At 65.8% G+C, this 16,862-nt stretch carries 12 protein-coding genes; 3 read left to right on the top strand and 9 right to left on the bottom strand.

What is annotated here, in order from left to right:
* Positions 1-1,416, top strand: a complete 1,416-nt coding sequence (gene gabT, locus K323_RS0105025) for a 4-aminobutyrate--2-oxoglutarate transaminase (RefSeq protein WP_022884196.1) — start codon at positions 1-3, stop codon at positions 1,414-1,416.
* A 9-nt stretch (positions 1,417-1,425) separates the two neighbouring features.
* Positions 1,426-2,472, top strand: a complete 1,047-nt coding sequence (locus K323_RS0105030) for an asparaginase (RefSeq protein ID WP_425402260.1) — start codon at positions 1,426-1,428, stop codon at positions 2,470-2,472.
* Between the two features lie 15 nt (positions 2,473-2,487).
* On the opposite strand, the gene K323_RS0105035 is transcribed toward K323_RS0105030, so the two are convergent.
* The 4 genes from K323_RS0105035 to K323_RS0105050 form a co-directional block, all read right to left on the bottom strand.
* A complete protein-coding gene (locus K323_RS0105035; protein ID WP_026851250.1) occupies positions 2,488-3,267 on the bottom strand; it encodes an ABC transporter permease in 780 nt (259 codons plus the stop codon).
* Positions 3,268-3,371: 104 nt separating this feature from the next.
* Entirely contained in the window at positions 3,372-4,286 is a 915-nt protein-coding gene (locus K323_RS0105040) for an ABC transporter permease (protein WP_022884199.1), read from the bottom strand.
* 1 nt (position 4,287) lies between these two features.
* The gene (locus K323_RS0105045) at positions 4,288-5,499 is read right to left on the bottom strand and encodes an ABC transporter ATP-binding protein (protein ID WP_026851251.1); all 1,212 of its coding nucleotides are present in this window, start codon (positions 5,497-5,499) and stop codon (positions 4,288-4,290) included.
* Between the two features lie 2 nt (positions 5,500-5,501).
* Positions 5,502-6,713 (bottom strand): ABC transporter substrate-binding protein, encoded by a 1,212-nt coding sequence (locus K323_RS0105050; RefSeq protein ID WP_022884201.1) that lies wholly within the window; start codon positions 6,711-6,713, stop codon positions 5,502-5,504.
* Positions 6,714-6,961: 248 nt separating this feature from the next.
* Here K323_RS0105050 and ald point away from each other — a divergent pair, with 248 nt between their 5' ends.
* Positions 6,962-8,077 carry an alanine dehydrogenase gene (gene ald, locus K323_RS0105055; RefSeq protein WP_022884202.1) on the top strand — a complete coding sequence of 372 codons (1,116 nt, stop codon included), beginning with the start codon at positions 6,962-6,964 and terminating at the stop codon, positions 8,075-8,077.
* 50 nt (positions 8,078-8,127) lie between these two features.
* On the opposite strand, the gene K323_RS0105060 is transcribed toward ald, so the two are convergent.
* The 5 genes from K323_RS0105060 to K323_RS0105080 form a co-directional block, all read right to left on the bottom strand.
* Positions 8,128-11,046, bottom strand: coding sequence for an FtsK/SpoIIIE domain-containing protein (locus K323_RS0105060; RefSeq protein ID WP_022884203.1), 2,919 nt, complete (start codon positions 11,044-11,046; stop codon positions 8,128-8,130).
* A 429-nt stretch (positions 11,047-11,475) separates the two neighbouring features.
* Positions 11,476-12,153, bottom strand: coding sequence for an FHA domain-containing protein (locus K323_RS28765; RefSeq protein WP_026851252.1), 678 nt, complete (start codon positions 12,151-12,153; stop codon positions 11,476-11,478).
* Positions 12,150-14,570 carry a transglutaminase-like domain-containing protein gene (locus K323_RS24340; protein ID WP_022884205.1) on the bottom strand — a complete coding sequence of 807 codons (2,421 nt, stop codon included), beginning with the start codon at positions 14,568-14,570 and terminating at the stop codon, positions 12,150-12,152. The genes K323_RS28765 and K323_RS24340 overlap by 4 nt, the downstream gene beginning before the upstream one ends.
* A complete protein-coding gene (locus K323_RS0105075; protein ID WP_022884206.1) occupies positions 14,567-15,871 on the bottom strand; it encodes a DUF58 domain-containing protein in 1,305 nt (434 codons plus the stop codon). Before K323_RS0105075 ends, K323_RS24340 begins: the two co-directional genes overlap by 4 nt.
* Positions 15,868-16,839 (bottom strand): AAA family ATPase, encoded by a 972-nt coding sequence (locus K323_RS0105080; RefSeq protein ID WP_022884207.1) that lies wholly within the window; start codon positions 16,837-16,839, stop codon positions 15,868-15,870. The genes K323_RS0105075 and K323_RS0105080 overlap by 4 nt, the downstream gene beginning before the upstream one ends.
* Positions 16,840-16,862: the final 23 nt, after the last annotated feature.

The raw sequence follows: 16,862 nt of genomic DNA on the forward strand, positions 1-16,862 counted from the left end.
ATGACTGACACCCTCAACGCCGCTGCATCCACCAACACCGCCTCGTCCACCAACACCGCCTCCCCCGCCGCCACCCCCGCACCGGTCTACACGGTGCCCCAGGAACGGCGCGTCGTGACCAGTGTCCCAGGACCGAAGTCCGTCGAACTGCAGAAGCGACGACTGGAGAGCGTGTCGACTGGAGTGAGTTCCGTGCTGCCCGTCTACATCGCTTCGGCGAACGGGGCGATCCTGGTCGACGTCGACGGCAACCAATTCATTGACCTCGGCGCCGGAATCGGTGTGACCACGATCGGTCACACCGAGGCGAGCGTCGTCGAAGCCGCCGTCGGACAGGTGCAGGACTTCATCCACACCCTCTTCACGATCACGCCATACGAAGAGTACATCCGGGTCGCCGAGCTGCTCGCAGAGCACACCCCTGGCGATTTCCCGAAGAAGTCCGTGCTCATCAACTCGGGTGCAGAAGCCGTCGAGAACGGCGTCAAGATCGCCCGCAAATACACTGGGCGCCGTGCCGTTGCCGTGCTCGACCACGCCTACCACGGGCGCACGAACCTGACGATGGCGATGAACCACAAAGCCGCGCCATACGCGACCGGCTTCGGGCCACTCGCCGGTGACGTCTACCATGCACCGAGTTCCTACCCGTATCACGACGGACTGAGCGGTGCGGATGCCGCGCAGCGCACCATCGAGTACCTCGAGAAGTCGGTCGGAGCCACCGACCTCGCCTGCCTGGTCGTCGAGCCGATCCAGGGCGAGGGCGGCTTCATGGTTCCGGCTGAGGGCTACCTGCCCGCGCTGCAGGAGTGGTGCACGGCCAACGGCGTGGTGATGATCGCCGACGAGATCCAGAGCGGCATGGCGCGCACCGGCGCCTACTACGCCAGTGAGCACTTCGGCTGGACGCCCGACCTGGTTCTGACCGCGAAGGGCATCGCCGGCGGCCTGCCGCTTGCCGCCGTCACCGGCCGTGCCGAGATCATGGACGCAGCCCAGCCCGGTGGCCTCGGCGGAACGTTCGGCGGCAACCCAGTGGCCTGCGCGGCGGCCGTCGCCGTCTTCGAGTCGATCGAGAGCAACAACCTGCTCGTCGAGGGCCGCCGCATCGGGGACTCACTCCGCAGCGGTCTTGAGCAGCTGCAGCACAAGCACGACATCATCGGCGACATCCGCGGCATCGGCGCCATGATCGCGATCGAGCTCGTGCAGCCGGGCACCGGCGACACGTCGAAGGAACCGAACGCCGCGGCTGTCACCGCCATCGCGGAGTATGCCGCCCAGCACGGCGTGCTGTTGCTGACCGCAGGCACCTACGGCAACGTGCTTCGCTTCCTTCCGAGCCTCGCTCTCAGCGACGACCTGATCGCGGATGCGCTCTCGGTCATCGACGACGCTATCGCGGCTCTCTAGATCGTGTCGATGAACACCGGCGGGGCGAATGCCGGGTCGATGGGTAGCGCATCCGCACACGCCGTGGCGGGGACTTTCGCCGTCACTGAGGCCGTCGAACTCGCCGTCGTGGAGCGCGGCGGGTTCGTCGAATCGAGGCATTCAGGCTCCGCCGTTGTGCTCACCGGTGAAGGTGAAGTGCTGCGCACGCTCGGCAACGCAACTGCGCCGGTGTTTCCGCGCTCGGCCATGAAACCGTTCCAAGCGATCGCCGTGATGACGAGCGGTGTGACGCTGCGCGGTGAGGATGCGGCCATTGCGTCCGCGAGCCACACCGGCACGCAGAAACATGTCGCGCTCGCCCAGGGCCTCCTCGCCCGTGCGGGCATCCCGGCATCGGCCCTCGCCTGCCCAACCGACTGGCCGGGCGACCGCGCGTCCAGGGACGCACTCGTGCGCCTCGGCGCCGGCGCAGAGTCGATCTACATGAACTGCTCTGGCAAGCACGCCGCGATGCTCCTGGCGTGCGCGGCGAACGACTGGCCGCTCGAGGGATATCTCGACCCGCAGCATCCGTTGCAGAAGCGCATTCTCGACGTGCTCGAGCGATTTACCGGCGAACGTCCCTCTGCGACAGCGATCGACGGATGCGGCGCGCCGGTTCACGCGATCTCGCTCACCGGTCTCGCCAGGGGCATCGCCCGCGTCGCGATGTCGCGGTCGAACTCTCCGTTCGCGATCTACCGCGAGGCCGGCTTTCTCGCCGAGGCTGTCCGGGAGAACGGCTGGGTTGTCGCCGGGCCGGGGCAGAGCGACACGATCCTCATCGAACGCCTCGGCCTGTTCGCCAAATGTGGTGCAGAAGGCGTCATGGTCGCCTCCGCTTCAGATGGCACGACGGTCGCACTCAAGATGCTCGATGGCAACCTGCGCGCCGCCCATACTGTGGCGCTCAGCCTGCTCGCCGACGCGGGAGCCGTGCCACGTGCCGACATCGAGGCGATCGCCGGCGAACTCGACCTCGCCGTGCTCGGGGGCGGGCATCCGGTCGGACAGATCCGCGCCAGCTACATCTGACCTGCGGGGTTCCCGTCAGCGACGGGCCAGCCGCTTGGCGCGCGCAGCCGACGAGACCTGCGCGGCGACAACGATTACCAGCGCGAGGATGAATACCGCTGAGGCGACCACGTTCGCCTCGGCCGGAATGCCCCGCGACGCCGAGACGTAGACGTACTTCGGGAAGGTCATCACGGAGCCGGAGTTGAAATTCGTGATGATGAAGTCGTCAAAACTGAGTGCGAACGACAACAGGGCGGCGGCGAGCACACCCGGCAGCAGAAGCGGGAAGGTGATCCGCCAGAACACCTGCTGCGGCGCACCGTAGAGGTCCCTGCCCGCCTCTTCGAGCGCTGGATCGAGGCTGGCGACCCTCGCTTTGACGGTCACGACCACAAAACTGATGCAGAACATGGTGTGGGCGATGATGATCGTGATCATGTCCTTCGGTACCCCGACCGCCAGGAACTGTGCGGCCAGGCCGGCGCCGAGCACCACCTCTGGAGTCGCCATCGGGAGGAACAGCAGGAGACTGATCGCCGAGCGCGCCTTGAACCGGTAGCGCACCAGCGCGATGGCGATCATGGTTCCGAGAGTGGTGGCGATCACGGTCGCGACCACCCCGATCAGCATGCTGTTGCCAAACGCCTCGCAGACTGCGCCATTTTGCACGGCGCACACGTTCAGCCACTTGTCGAGGGTGAACCCGCGCCAGGCGATGTTCGACTTGATCGAATCGTTGAACGAGAACACGAAGGTGTAAATGATCGGGATGAGCAGGAAGATGAAGGCGAGAATCACATAGAGCGGCAACAGCCACGAGCCGAGCGTGACGCGTGTGCGACGTGGGCGCGGCGGCGTCGGCCGCTGTTCGGTTTCGACGAGTCCGCCGACGACGGCACCCGCCTGCGCCTCGCCGCTCACAGCAGGTCCTCCGTTCCGCTGCGTTTCACGTAGATGCTCACCATGATGAGGATCACCGCCATCAGGATGATCGACAGCGCCGCCGCCGCGGGATAGTTGAGCAGAACGAGGAAGTTCGCCTCGATCACGTTGCCCATCATCTGCGTGTCAGGCCCGCCGAGGAAGTCCCTGCTGGCGTTGATGTAGTCGCCCGCCGCCGGGATGAAGGTCAGCAGCGTACCGGCGACGATGCCCGGCATCGACAGCGGCACCGTCACTTTGCGGAAGACCGTGAACGGCCCGGCATACAGGTCGCTGCCCGCCTCGAGGTAGCGAGTGTCCAGGCGTTCGAGCGCCGAGTAGAGCGGCAGGGTCATGAACGGGATGAAGTTGTACGTGAGCCCGAAGATCACGGCAACCGGGGTCCCGGTGAAGTGGGCGTCCGGGGCCAACAGGGAGAGCGCCTTGAGGGAGGTGATCACCACCGACTCGTCGGAGAGGATCTGCTTCCAGGCGAGGGTGCGAAGGAGGAAGCTGATGAAGAACGGGGCGATCACCAGCACCAGCATCAGGCTCTGCAGCAGAGGCCAGCGGCGGGCTTTGACCCCGATGAAGTACGCCAGGGGGTAGCTGAACAGAAGAGCGAACACCGTCGCTGCCAGGGCGTACCCGAACGAGCGCAGAATGTGCGGCAGGTAGTCGTCGATCACGGTGACGTAGTTCTGCCAGTTGAACGCGTAGTCGTACTGGCCGATGTCGCCGAACTCCCGCGGCGCCTGCAGCGAGGTGAGCAGCAGCGAGATCAGCGGCGTGAGGAAAAATAACACCAGGTACAGGATGCCGGGCAGCAGCAGGAAGAGGGCCATCCGGCTGCGTCGCCGCGGTGCAGCTTCTACCGGTGCGGCCTGCGTGGCGAACGCGGCGAAGGCCATGTCAGCCTTCCTCGAGCTCCGAGATCAAGGCATCCCGTTTCTGGGCGGCGATACTCCTGGTGTCGGTGTCTGCGGGGAACTTCGGCGCCTCAGCGTTGACGTCTGCCGGGTCGTCCTCCAGCCCGAAACCGTGCTCGATGTTCCAGCTCAGCCAGACCTCTGTGCCCTCTTGAGCGACGGGGCCGAATGCCATGTTCTGGGCGAACACCACCATGGTGCCGACTCCAGGGACGGCGACGAGGTACTGGGTGCTCACGCCGCTGAACGACACGTCGATCACCCGGCCGGGCCCAACGAGGTTGCGCGCGGCATCCGTCACCGGCTTATCGAGGTGCAGGCTCACCTTTTCGGGGCGCACGCCGATCGTGACGTCGCCGGTGTGCCGATGTGCCCGTGGCAGCGCAACAATGATGGGCTGCCCATTGATGTCAACGGAGATGGCCTCGCTTGTGGTGCCGGCGACCTGGCCGGTGAAGAGGTTCGACTGGCCCAGGAAGTTCGCGACGAATGCAGTCTTCGGCAGTTCGTAGAGCTGCTCAGGCGCGCCCAGTTGCTCGATCCTGCCCTTGTTCATCACGGCGACGGTATCGGCCATGGTCATGGCTTCCTCCTGGTCGTGGGTGACGTGCAGGAAGGTGAGGCCCACCTCCTCCTGGATGGACTTCAACTCCAGCTGCATCTGTCTGCGCAGCTTCAGGTCGAGTGCCCCGAGTGGTTCATCGAGCAGCAGGAGCGCTGGACGGTTGACGATCGCCCTGGCGAGGGCGACGCGCTGTTGCTGTCCTCCTGAGAGTTGCTGCGGTTTGCGCTGGGCGAGGTGGTCGAGTTCGACCAGCCTGAGCGCTTCGTGCGCCTTGCCTGACGGATCGGGGATCCGACGTCTCCGGAGTCCGAATGCGACGTTCTCGATGATCGACATGTGCGGGAAGAGTGCGTAACTCTGGAATACGGTGTTCACCGGTCGCTGGTGCGGCTTCTGCCCGGTGACGTCTGCACCGCCGATCAGGATGCGTCCGGCCGTCGGTTCTTCGAGCCCAGCGACCAGCCGGAGCGTCGTGGTCTTTCCGCAACCGGACGGCCCGAGCAGGGCAAAGAACGATCCGGCCGGAATCGTGAGGTCAAGGTTCTCGATGGCCGTGAAACCGGGGAAGCGCTTCTGAATGCCGACCAGTTCAAGGTCGGCTCCGCGTTCCGCGAATGCACCGGCAGGCATCCTCATGCCCCCAGCAGTACGCTCTGGAACTCGGCGTTGTATTTCTGCTCCTCAGCACCGGTGAGCGCGCGGAACACGTGGGCCTGCGCGAGCGTCTCGGCGTTCGGGAAGATCAGCTGGTTCTCGGCGAGTTCGGGGTCGATGGCCATGGCCGCTTCCTTTGCGCCTTCGACGGGAGTGATGAAGTTCACCCAGGCCGCCACCTCTGCTGCGACCTCCGGCTCGTAGTAATAGTTGATCAGCGCTTCGGCGTTGGCCTTACGGGGAGACCCGATCGGCACGAGGAAGTTATCGTTCCACAAGGTTCCACCCGCGGAGGGAAGCGCGAACTGCCACTTGTCGCCAGCTTCGGCGTTCAGCACCGTGATGTCGCCAGACCAGCAGATCGCCGCCAGGGTGTCTTCGTTCTTGAGGTCTTCCAGGTAGGAGTTGCCCTTGATGTTGCGCACCTGACCGTCGTCGACCTGCTTGGCGAAGACGTCGTTCGCTGCGGTGAAGTCCTCGTCGCCCCAGTCACCGGAGATGTCAACGCCGTTCTGGAGCATGAGCAGCCCGATCGTGTCGCGCATCTCGGAGAGGACGCCGACTCTGCCTTTGAGTGCTGGGTCCCAGAGGTCGTCGACGGAGGTGATGCCGCCCGGCACCTTCTCGGTGTTCCAGCAGACACCGGCGAATCCGCCCTGCCAGGGCACCGAGTACTCTCGCCCTGGGTCGAAGTCGACGTCGACCAGACTCGGAGTGAGATTGGCCAGGTTCGGGATATTCGAGTGGTCGAGTTTCTGGGTGTAGCCGAAGCGGATCCAACGGGAGACCATCCAGTCGGTGAGACAGACGAGGTCTGCACCGATCTCCTTGCCGAGCGCCAGTTGGTCTTTCACCTTCCCGTAATAGGTGTTGTTGTCGTCGACCGCCACATCGTAGTTGACCTCGATTCCAGTCTCCTCCGTGAAGGCCACCAGTGTCGGGTATGCGCCGGCATCGTCTTCGTCGATGTATGCCGCCCAGTTGGCCCACGTCAGGGTCTTGTCGCTCTCCGACTTGTCTGTCGCAGCCACCGGTTTTGCGCTGGAGCCGGAGCCGCAGGCGGCGAGGGCAAGCGCTGCAGCGCCCGCACCGGCGCCCGCCAGAACAGAGCGACGGGCGACCTGGGCCGCTCCCGCCCGACGGATGAGCTGCAAGATCTTGGGATCTGTAGGCAGTGGCCGTGACTTCATGGGCGGGTCTCCCTGTCAATTCGTAACGGAGCGGGGCTCGGTGTCATCAATCGCCGTCGCAACTTTGTGAGTGATTGATACTTGCACAATGCTCGCCGCCAGCACACCCCCGAGTGGCCAAATCGTTAACTTTCGGTACGATTCATGTCGGAATCAGTACCTCGCCCGGGCATCGGCCTCTGAAAACAGCAGTTATCCCCCTGTAGGCTGGCCTCTTGGACAGTGTTGTCCTCGTCCGAAGGAGCCCGATGAGAATTGCAATCCCCACAGAGGTCAAGAACAACGAGTTCAGAGTGGCGATCACCCCGGCCGGCGTACACGACCTGGTAGCGAACGGGCACGAGGTTCTGGTTCAGTCCGGAGCAGGTCTCGGATCTTCCCTCACCGATGAAAGCTACGAAGCGGCCGGCGCCACGATCCTCCCCGATGCCCAGGCGATCTGGGCGAGTGCGGAGCTCCTGCTCAAGGTGAAAGAGCCCATCGAGAGCGAATACGGCTACTTTCGCGACGATCTTGTGCTCTTCACCTACCTCCACCTGGCGGCCGCGCCGAAGCTCACCACCGCGTTGACGGATGCCGGTGTCACGGCGATCGCGTATGAGACCGTTCAGCTGCCCTCACGTGCGCTCCCCCTGCTTGCCCCAATGAGCGAGGTGGCCGGTCGGCTCGCCCCTATCGTGGGCGCGAATGCGATGCTGAAGCCCAACGGTGGGCCTGGCCTGCTGGTTCCCGGCGTTCCTGGCACGCATCCGGCGAAGATCACGGTGCTCGGCGGAGGGGTGGCAGGCACTGCGGCAATGCAGGTCGCGCTTGGCCTCGGAGCAGAGGTCACCGTTCTCGACACCAATCTGTTTCGTCTCCGGGAGCTCGATGCCCTGCACTTCGGCAGGGTCAAGACGATCGCGTCGAACAGCTTCGAGATCGACAAGGCCGTCGTCGACTCCGACATGGTGATCGGCTCCGTGCTCATCCCGGGGGCAAAGGCTCCGAAACTGGTCAGCAACGAGCTGGTGTCCCGGATGCGCCCCGGCAGTGTGCTCGTGGACATCGCCGTCGACCAGGGCGGGTGCTTCGCCGATTCTCACGCCACCACGCACGCCGACCCGACGTTCACCGTGCACAGCTCGCTGTTCTATTGTGTGGCGAACATGCCGGGGGCGGTTCCGCACACCTCAACCTACGCGCTCACCAATGCGACGCTCCCGTACGTGCGCTCGGTTGCCGGGCGTGGCTGGAAAGAGGCACTCAGGGTCGACGCGTCCCTGGCGCTCGGGCTCAATACCTTCGGCGGTGACGTCGTGAACAGCGCGGTTGCCACAGCCCACGGGCTGGAACACCGCGAGCTGGCGGACATCCTGAACTAGAGCCCTCACGACATCCGGCTCCCAGTCAGCCGGTGCAGGGTTCAGCGCGGTCAGAGTTCAGCGCGAATGGCGGTCCCGTCCGGCTGCAGCAACCACACTTTGTCGCCTCCTCGAGACAGTGGTGGTGGCAGTTCTCTTCGTCTGCTGATTGATCGGTAGTCGGCGAGGCTGCACCCATCGAACACGATGCCACAGCTGCGTCGAAGCGTACCCAGCAGCGTCCAGTTCGCCTGCCAGGCATCCGGGTCGCCGAGGAAGACAGTGTCAACGGATGCCTGCGGCACGTCGATCTGCACGCGGGCGTCCCCTGGTGCGCTGAGATCGACCACGGCACGATCCGGCCAGCGAGAAGCCAGTCGATCCAGGGTGCGGACCGGAGCTGATGTCACGACGACGAGGGGTCCGGTGTCACGGGGCAGAGCGAGCTGCGCGGGCGACGCGCCGATCGACACTGGTTCGAGCTCGGGCCCCAGGAGCTGGAAGCGCAGTCCGTCCCAGCTTCCTCCGCCAGGCGGCATCGCCGGGTCGAACAGCTCTGGGAGGCCTCCCGCGGCGAGGTGTTCATCTCGGTTCGGCACACCGAGGAGCATCCGGCGGGGGAAGAGCGCTGCGATGGGCTTGACCGCGCTGGTCAGGCGCTGCACGGTGACGACCATGGCGTGGGCGCCCCTCCCCCGCAGCAGTCCAGCCAGCAGGTCGGCTGCCGCGAGCTGGTAATCGAGATCCCACTGCGCGTAGGCGGCGTCGAAGTCGTCGAGGAGCAGAAGTTCAAGCCGTGCAGAAGAACCCAAACGTGCGGATTGTGCACGAACCAGCGTGTCCCACACCTCCTCCGGGCCAGATACGATCTGCAGTCCAGACACGATCTCCGGGCCAGACACGATGCTTTCGCCGGCCTCGCCCACCGCGTGGCACTGCGACGCCAGCGAACGCACCAGTCCGCTCTTTCCGGAGCCTGCGCCACCGATGACGAGCAGGTGCCCGTCGCTGGCAGGGTCCCAACGGGCCACCCGGTAGCGCTGATGCTCTGGGTCGTCGATGATCCCGAGTCGGAAGCCGGCCTCGTCGCGATCAGCAGATCCCCCGACAGCTCCCCCGACAGTGCGCTCGACAGCATCCACGGCTGCGACGTCTGCCGCAGTGATCGTCGCGGGGAGCGGGTCAAGCCAGGGTCTGCGAACGAGTGCGCCGACCGGTGTCTGGTCAGCGACATGACGGATGTCGGCGGTCGTGCAGGTGGCGACCTGGAAGGCAGTCAGGCCACCGACTCCATTCTCGATAATGCACCGACCCGGCGTCGACGCAGAGATCGCAGCCGCGTCATCCGCACCGATGACGGCCTGGCTGTCTGCGCGGTTGTTGACCCGAAGTGAGATGCGCAGGCTGCAGTTGGCGAGCAGCGCATCGCGCACCACTCCGGCCGGTCGCTGGGTGCACAGGATCAGGTGTATCCCGAGCGATCGACCGCGTGCTGCGATATCGACGAACAGCGTATGCAGCTGGGGGAATGTGTCGAGCATTGCCTGGAATTCGTCGACTACAATTACCAGGCGCGGAAGCGCACCGGCCAACTGCGGATCACTGACATCGCGGGCGCCGGCATCCCGGAACACGCGCTCGCGGAACCGGATTTCAGCCTTCAGGCTTGCCAGCGCCCGTGCGGCCTCCCCCTCTGCGAGGTCGGTGATGAGGCCGACGCAGTGCGGAAGGACGCGCAGGGCGGAGAACGCTGCGCCGCCTTTGAAGTCGACGAGGAGGAAGGTGACCTGTGACGGCGGCAGGGTGCTCGCCAGCGCGGTGATCCAGGTCACCAGCAGCTCGCTCTTTCCGCTGCCGGTCGTGCCTCCGACGACGGCGTGTGGGCCGGAAGCTGCGAGGTCGACGGTGACAGCACCGTGCAGTCCGACTCCGATGACGCAGGCGAGCGAGGTGGCTGTCTGCCGCTGTGACCTGTCGACAGGCGGATCGACGGTCGCCGGCCGTAACGCGGCGAAGGGAATCGATGCCGGCAGTGCTTCGGCGTAGCCCAGCAACCCTGCCTCGGCGGCCTGCCGGTGCAGCCGTTCGGCAAATCGCGCAGCCTCAGCACTTCCGATCAGGTCGGGCGTGAGCCGAAGGCCGGCTTCATAATGTGGTGAGCGCACGACCTCGGCAGCCCGTGAACCGTGCAGCTGCAGTATCGTCGCGCAACCGGCCGGAAGGCCGGCGACACTGTGAGAGAGCGCGATGACGGGCTGGCCGGGCAGAAGGGGCCCGCCACCGTTCAGATCTCGTTCGACGACGGCGATCTGCTGTCCCGCCGGCTCCTGGCCGTTATAGGGAAGTGCGCCGACCCAGGCCCACGATGCCCCGTGCACCTCGAACGATAGCCGGCCAGGGGGCACGGCTCGCGCGAGTTGAATCAGGATGCCACGCGCCACTCCGCGGGTGAGCTCTGAGGGTCCGACGATTCCGATTCCTGCCCCGGCATCGGCAATGATGGGAGCATCGTTCAGCGTTGTCGCCTGCGCCCAGAGTTCCGGCTCGTCATCCGGGCGACCGCCTTCGAGTCGAATCGACGAACGGATGCTTCCGCTTCCGATCGAGACGGAGGTTCCGGAACCCGGCGGCCACGGCGGAGAATCGACGTCGGTTTCGGCCACAATCCGCGACGCTCGTGGCTGGCGTTGCCACGCGGCCGATCGCTCTGCGGAATGGCGTTCCGCCACGGATGTCCACGCTGCGTCGAGGGCGTGCTGGTACTCGGCGGCATCTTTCTTTTGGTTCCTACGGTTGGATCGACGCCCGTCGAGCAGGCTCGCGACGGCGATGACAGGGCCAAGTGCTGCAAACAGCAGGACGAACGCCGATCCGGTGATTGCCCAAATCACACCAGAGACCACCAGCGGCGCAACGCTGGCGATCACCGGGAAAGGCGCGGGAGCGGGGTCGGCTGGCCGGGTGGGCAGCCTGACCGGTTCGTCGATCATGGTCACGGTTTCGAGTAGACCAGAACTCTCACGCGGGGCGGAGCGGGAGAACTCAATCGGTGGATGAATCGTCTCGCCGCCCTTCTGTGGAGGGCGGGACGGTGCCTCGCCGCTGAGCAGGCCGCTATTCGCCCAAAAGAAGGTTGAAAGAACTAGTCGAACATACTTTCGGATGTGGGAAGCTTGCGGCATGGATCGCCGGCGAGATCGCCCGGCGGTCGTTCCGGGAGCTGGGGTATGGGCCTGGCTGCCCACTCATCACCCGAGCCCGAGGCTCCGACCGTCAGAAACAAGCCGGCTGAGTCGCCCGGGAGAACTCTGCCCAGGCCCGTGTTTTAGAGGGACTTCGGTTCCACAGGCCGGGCCGCCGGATTTCTGAGACTCTCGCTGGCGCTCGCTCCGGGGCCAGCAGAGATCCGGGCGCGTGAGTCAGGTGACGACGAAGAACTGGTCCGCGATCTCCACCCGCGAACCGCGCGGTACCAGATAGCGTCGCCCCGGCTCACACCGCAGCGACGTTCCGTCACTCCGGCGCACGACGGTGCCGTTTCCGGAAAACCGGTCGCTGACCCAGAGCTCGCCGTCGTGCTGGCCGAACTCCAGATGGCTCTTCGACACCGACATCCCGACATCGGCGACCTGGATGAGGTGATCGAAGTACTCGGTCGGCTGCGGGAGCGGACGTCGCCCGATCAGGCCAGACCCTGTCACCGACACAGTCTCGCCAGTGCTGAACTGCAGCACGAACGTCTCACCTGCCGGCCCAGACGCGACCGGCACGACGGCGGGCGTCGCCACGGGAACATCCGGCACCTGAACATCCTGTACTGGAACGCCCGCCACCTCGACGCCTGGCACTGGCGCAGCCGGAACCTGAGCGCCCGGCAGCGGCGCCTCTGATGCCGGCACATCGAACGTCGGCGTCGGCACCGGTACCTCCACTGGCACCGAGATGAAAGCCGGTGGCAGCGGCAGGATGATCGTCGTGTCAGACGGACGCGGGTCTGGGCGCTTCCTCGTCAGCGGAGTCGCCGTCGTAGAGCTGCCGCACTCGCCGCAGAACATCGCACCGACCGGTAGTTCAGACTGACAAATCCGGCACTTCACGGCCGCGCTCCTTCTCCGCCGGTACCGGCACTGTCTTCACCTGCACTGTGTTCACCGGCACCGTGTTCACCGAGTCTGCCTGCGCTCGGACTTCGGGTAACGGAACCACCGGCATCTCCAGCGTACCCACGGAACGAGCGCAGCGAGAGCCGCGCCCGGAGGCGCTGGACGCGCGTGCGTCCTTCGCCGAACGACCGGCGCAACTCGTCCACCGTGCGCCACACTTCGTCGGCGTCCGCTCCGGTTCCTCCCTCCGGCGAGAATACGGCACGATCGACAACGGATGCCAGTACCAGCGGCCGCATACCGCCGGCGGCTTCTGCAAACTCGGTTCGTGTCGCGGCGGCGGGCGCTTCGATGCCGTAGTCGACGGCGGTGTCCGCGAACTCTCTCCACCCACCGCTGATGCGACGCCCGGTGTCCGACTCCGTGGAGCGGAGTCTCCTGCGCCGCACCTTGGCGGCGATGACCGCCAGGAACGGCGCGAGCAGGATAGCCAGTGCGAGAATCGACCAGCCGGCGACGACGAGGGCTGTGCCGAGGAATGCCAGCCACGGATTCGGTGGCGCAGGCGGATCCTTCTGTGTGTTCTCCGGCGGAGTCAGGTCGCGTTCAGGGAGCGGGTCCTCGGCGGGGGGCGGCACGACAGATTGCGGCCTGGCCACAACGGTGGGGTCGTCGGGCTCCTTCGCCGGAACATCTCGCACGGGTGGTGTCGGGTCGATGGCCAGCCAGCCCGCCCCTGCGGCCTGGACTTCGATCCAGGCACTGATGTCTGCACCGGTCATCGTGACAGGGGCGTCTCCCGCTGCATCTGGTGCGAAGCCGATGACGACCCTCGCCGGAAATCCGAGCTCGCGGGCGATCAGTGCGGCGGCCACTGAATACTGTTCCTCGTCGCCGAGCATCGGCCGTTCCGCGAACAACTGGGCAATGCGGTCGGCACCGTGTCCTGATCTGCTGACCGGTTCGTGGTCACCACCGTGGCTGATGTACCCCTCGGCGCGGAGTCCGTCGATGGCGGCCTGGAGCTGAACGCCGGGAGGGTCATCGGCGTTGACGTACCGTGCCACGGCGTCACTGACGCCGGCAGGCAGGATCCCGATCTCCGGTACGGTCGCCGTCCCCGGCCGCAGGCGAGAGAGATCATCTGGCGCAGTGGGGACGACCGACTCGCTCTTGTAGCGATCCCCAGCGTGCAGTCCGCCGAGCACAGCCGCCGTGCCGCTGTTGTCGTTGTAGTAGAAGGAATCCTGTCGCGCTTCGGCGGAGTCCCCCGTGAACTCAATGCTCTGCAGCTGGCCGATGCCGGGAACCCAGGCGCCGGAGTATCCGTCGACGGTGACATCAACGCGCACCGTGATCCCGTCCACTCCGCTCTGGTCGAGTCGGTACGGCAGGCGCGTGAACGAACCGGACGCACTGTCGACCTCCTCACTGCCGACTGCGTAGACGACCCCGTCGTAGCTGTCGAGCGTCGCTATACGCAGTCGCGCTCCGGCCGGCAGCCCGTCAACCGTGAGCAGGGGCTCATCGGCAGACCCTGACTGCAGGTAGGCGCGAAAGCCGCTGAGGGGACTCGGGTAGTCTCGCGGGTCGAACGGCTGTTGAACCCTCGCACGCACCACGTCTCGCTGCGCCTGCGCCGGAAGCGCAATCGCCCCTGCAGCACCTGCCGCGAGTGCGATGGCGATGATGATGGCGGCACTGACGAGCGACCGGGCAGCGGCAAGCCGTCGATCGGCCGGCGATTCGATCGTGCCGGGAGACTGCTGCATGGTCATTCGCACTGCAATGCGCCGCTTCTGCCAGCGCAACCACAACAGCCAGGAGAGTACGCCGACGAGCAGGGCGAGGCCGACCTCCACCGGAAATGATGCCTCGGTTGGGCCGAGTGCGATGCCGGCCAGGAACACCGCGATGGGCGCCAGTACCGCCAACTCGCCGTGCTGTGAACGCACGGCGATCGACAGTCCGATCACCGTCGAAACAAGCACCAGGATGAGAAGGGGCACCAGCAGGGACTGGTAGTCACCGACCGGAAGCACGATCGTCACCAGCTGCTTCCAGCTGAGAGCGCTCGCGGCGATCAGCTCGACAATTCCGTCAGCGGACGGCAAGACCTTCCCTATCGCGAGCCCGGGGATAGCGAGCGGAACGCCCACGAGCAGGTAACCACCGACGGTCGCCGCAACGCTCGCCCACCCCGGCCAGCCCCAGGCCGCGCCGAGGATGGCAATCAGCGCGCCGAGCGCGAAAGCCGCAGCCACCACGACGACAAACTGGCTGCTCTGGTACACCGGCCAGAAGGTCCAGGCCGCGACCATTGTCGTCACGGCCAGGGCGATGGTGTTCCCCACGACCAGACCCCCGTTGTGCCTGCGCCTGGCCTTGCGTTGCGTGCGGCGTCCGGTCATGCCGCGCTCCGCCTGGCGAGACTCTTCTGGAGGTCTTCCAGGAAGCCGATGGTGAGCACGCTCAGTTCGGCGACCCGGTTCATGCGGGGAACTGCTTCCGGCTCGCAGACCACCGCAACAACCTCGACGCCCGATGGGAACCGGGTCGAGGCGGCACGGAGCTGAGTGAGGGTCGTCGCCGAACCGCACACCAGGAACGCCACGGAGATACCACCGACGCTCTCCGCCGCCACGCTCGCCAGCCCGGTGAGCGGGAGGGCAGCGTTCGAAAGGTCGACGATGCTCAGGTCGTCTAGGAGCCGAGTGCGCGTCACTGTGCTGAGCTGCTGCATCGTGTGCACCTGGCGCCTGGCGAATTCCGGAGTGAGCGCGCTGGCCACTACCGACACCGTCCTGGCATCGCGGATCGCGCGCACACCGAGCGAACCGGTGACGCTCACAGCCAACTCGAACTCGTCATCCGTCACGTAGTCAGACTCGGCCAGGCTCAGCGCAACCATCAGGTGGCTTCGACGGGACTCCTCGAACTGCCGCACCATGTACCGGCCGGTCTTCGCCGTGCTCTTCCAGTGGATCGTGCGCCGCTCATCCCCCGGCATGTACTCGCGCAGGGCGTGGAACGAGACGTCGCTCGGGGTGAGGTCCCTGGTCGGAATCCCCTCAAGGTCGCGGATGAACCCCGTGCTCATGCTCGGAATCGGAATGGTGCGCGGGTGCACGTACAACGAGATCCGCTCTGCCCAGACGCGTTCCTTGCGAAACAGCCCGATCGGGTCGCCGCGAACTGTTCGCACCGGTCCGATTCCAATCACACCGCGCCGGCGCGTCGGCACGATGAACACGTCTTCGAACTCTGCCCCGTGCCGCAGGCTCGGCATGAGGAACTCCGCAAGCCCGGTGCCGATCGGAACTTCGACCTTCACACCCGGCAGCCGGCCTTTGGTCGGGTTCACCACACTCACCTGGCCGAGAACCCTGTCGCCGACGACGGCCCTGGTCTCCGGCAGGGACAAACGGATGCTGTACGCGTTGCGCCCGATCAGGTAAAGCACCGTCGCGAGAACAAGGACCAGCCCGGCCCAGGCGATCGCAACGAGTTCGAGCCAGCCGAGCGTGTACCCGAGCACAAACGACACCACGACGGCGGCGAGCACGCTCCAGCCCATCCCCGTGACAACTGACCCGACAACGCGCGCACCGGTGGTGACCAGCGTCCTGGCTGAGCGCCAGGCTCGCACGCAACGAACGACGGCGTCGGCCAGGAAGCCGTCGCCGCCAGAGGTCGCCGCAGCCTGGCTCACACCTGGGGCCGTTCATTCGGCGGCGGGGTCTCGAGCAGGATCTGGGCGATGACACTCGATGCGGTGACCCCGTCGAACTCAGCCTCAGCGTCGAGAACCAGCCGGTGAGCGAGAACAGGCTCAGCCAACGCCTTGACGTCGTCTGGGATGACGTAGTGCCTGCCGTTTGCCGCTGCGAGCGTCTTCGCCGTCCGCACCAGGGCGAGTGCGCCGCGCACGCTGGCGCCGAGCCTCGTCTCCCGTGCAACGCGGGTTGCCTCGATGAGCCTCGACACGTAGTCGTTGATCGCGGCGTCGACGAACACCGTGCGAGCAAGCGCTGCCAGTTCGACGACCGACTCGGCGGAGATCACCGCGGGCACGACAACATCGTGGGCGCGTTGATCGGCTCCCTCGAGAATTCGGATGGTCGACGAGTGGTCAGGGTATCCGATCGAAGCCTTCATGATGAAACGGTCGAGTTGCGCCTCAGGCAGGCGGTAGGTGCCCGCCTGTTCGATCGGGTTCTGGGTGGCGATCACCATGAACGGTGCCGCCACCGGGTGAGTCACGCCATCAGCGGTGACCTGGCCCTCCTCCATCACCTCGAGTAGTGCCGCCTGGGTCTTCGGGCTCGCGCGGTTGATCTCGTCGGCGAGCACGATGTTCGCGAACACCGGTCCACGGTGAAACTCGAACGCCCCGGTCGACTGGTCGTAGATGCTCACTCCGGTGATGTCGCCAGGGAGGAGGTCAGGCGTGAACTGCACGCGGTTGCCGATCCCCCGCACGCTCTGGGCCATGGCTCTGGCCAGCGAGGTCTTCCCCGTGCCTGGCACATCTTCGAGAAGCAGGTGACCCTCGCTGAGCAGCGCGGTGAACGACAGTCGGATGACGTGCTGCTTGCCCAGCAGCACCTGGTCGACCCCGCGCACCAGCCGTTCGAAGACGTCGGCGAACTGGGTGGCCTGCTCTGGGGTCATCATCATTGCGCGGTATCTCTCGTCTCGCT

The sequence above is a fragment of the Glaciibacter superstes DSM 21135 genome, assembly GCF_000421145.1.
Classification (GTDB): domain Bacteria; phylum Actinomycetota; class Actinomycetes; order Actinomycetales; family Microbacteriaceae; genus Cryobacterium; species Cryobacterium superstes.

Excerpts from the sequence above, each read along its gene's own strand:
- K323_RS0105050 (WP_022884201.1), bottom strand. The coding sequence starts at position 6,713 with ATGAAGTCACGGCCACTGCCTACAGATCCCAAGATCTTGCAGCTCATC.
- K323_RS0105060 (WP_022884203.1), bottom strand. The coding sequence starts at position 11,046 with ATGATCGACGAACCGGTCAGGCTGCCCACCCGGCCAGCCGACCCCGCT.
- K323_RS0105080 (WP_022884207.1), bottom strand. The coding sequence starts at position 16,839 with ATGATGATGACCCCAGAGCAGGCCACCCAGTTCGCCGACGTCTTCGAA.
- gabT (WP_022884196.1), top strand. The coding sequence starts at position 1 with ATGACTGACACCCTCAACGCCGCTGCATCCACCAACACCGCCTCGTCC.
- ald (WP_022884202.1), top strand. The coding sequence starts at position 6,962 with ATGAGAATTGCAATCCCCACAGAGGTCAAGAACAACGAGTTCAGAGTG.
- K323_RS0105040 (WP_022884199.1), bottom strand. The coding sequence starts at position 4,286 with ATGGCCTTCGCCGCGTTCGCCACGCAGGCCGCACCGGTAGAAGCTGCA.
- K323_RS24340 (WP_022884205.1), bottom strand. The coding sequence starts at position 14,570 with ATGACCGGACGCCGCACGCAACGCAAGGCCAGGCGCAGGCACAACGGG.
- K323_RS0105045 (WP_026851251.1), bottom strand. The coding sequence starts at position 5,499 with ATGCCTGCCGGTGCATTCGCGGAACGCGGAGCCGACCTTGAACTGGTC.
- K323_RS0105030 (WP_425402260.1), top strand. The coding sequence starts at position 1,426 with ATGAACACCGGCGGGGCGAATGCCGGGTCGATGGGTAGCGCATCCGCA.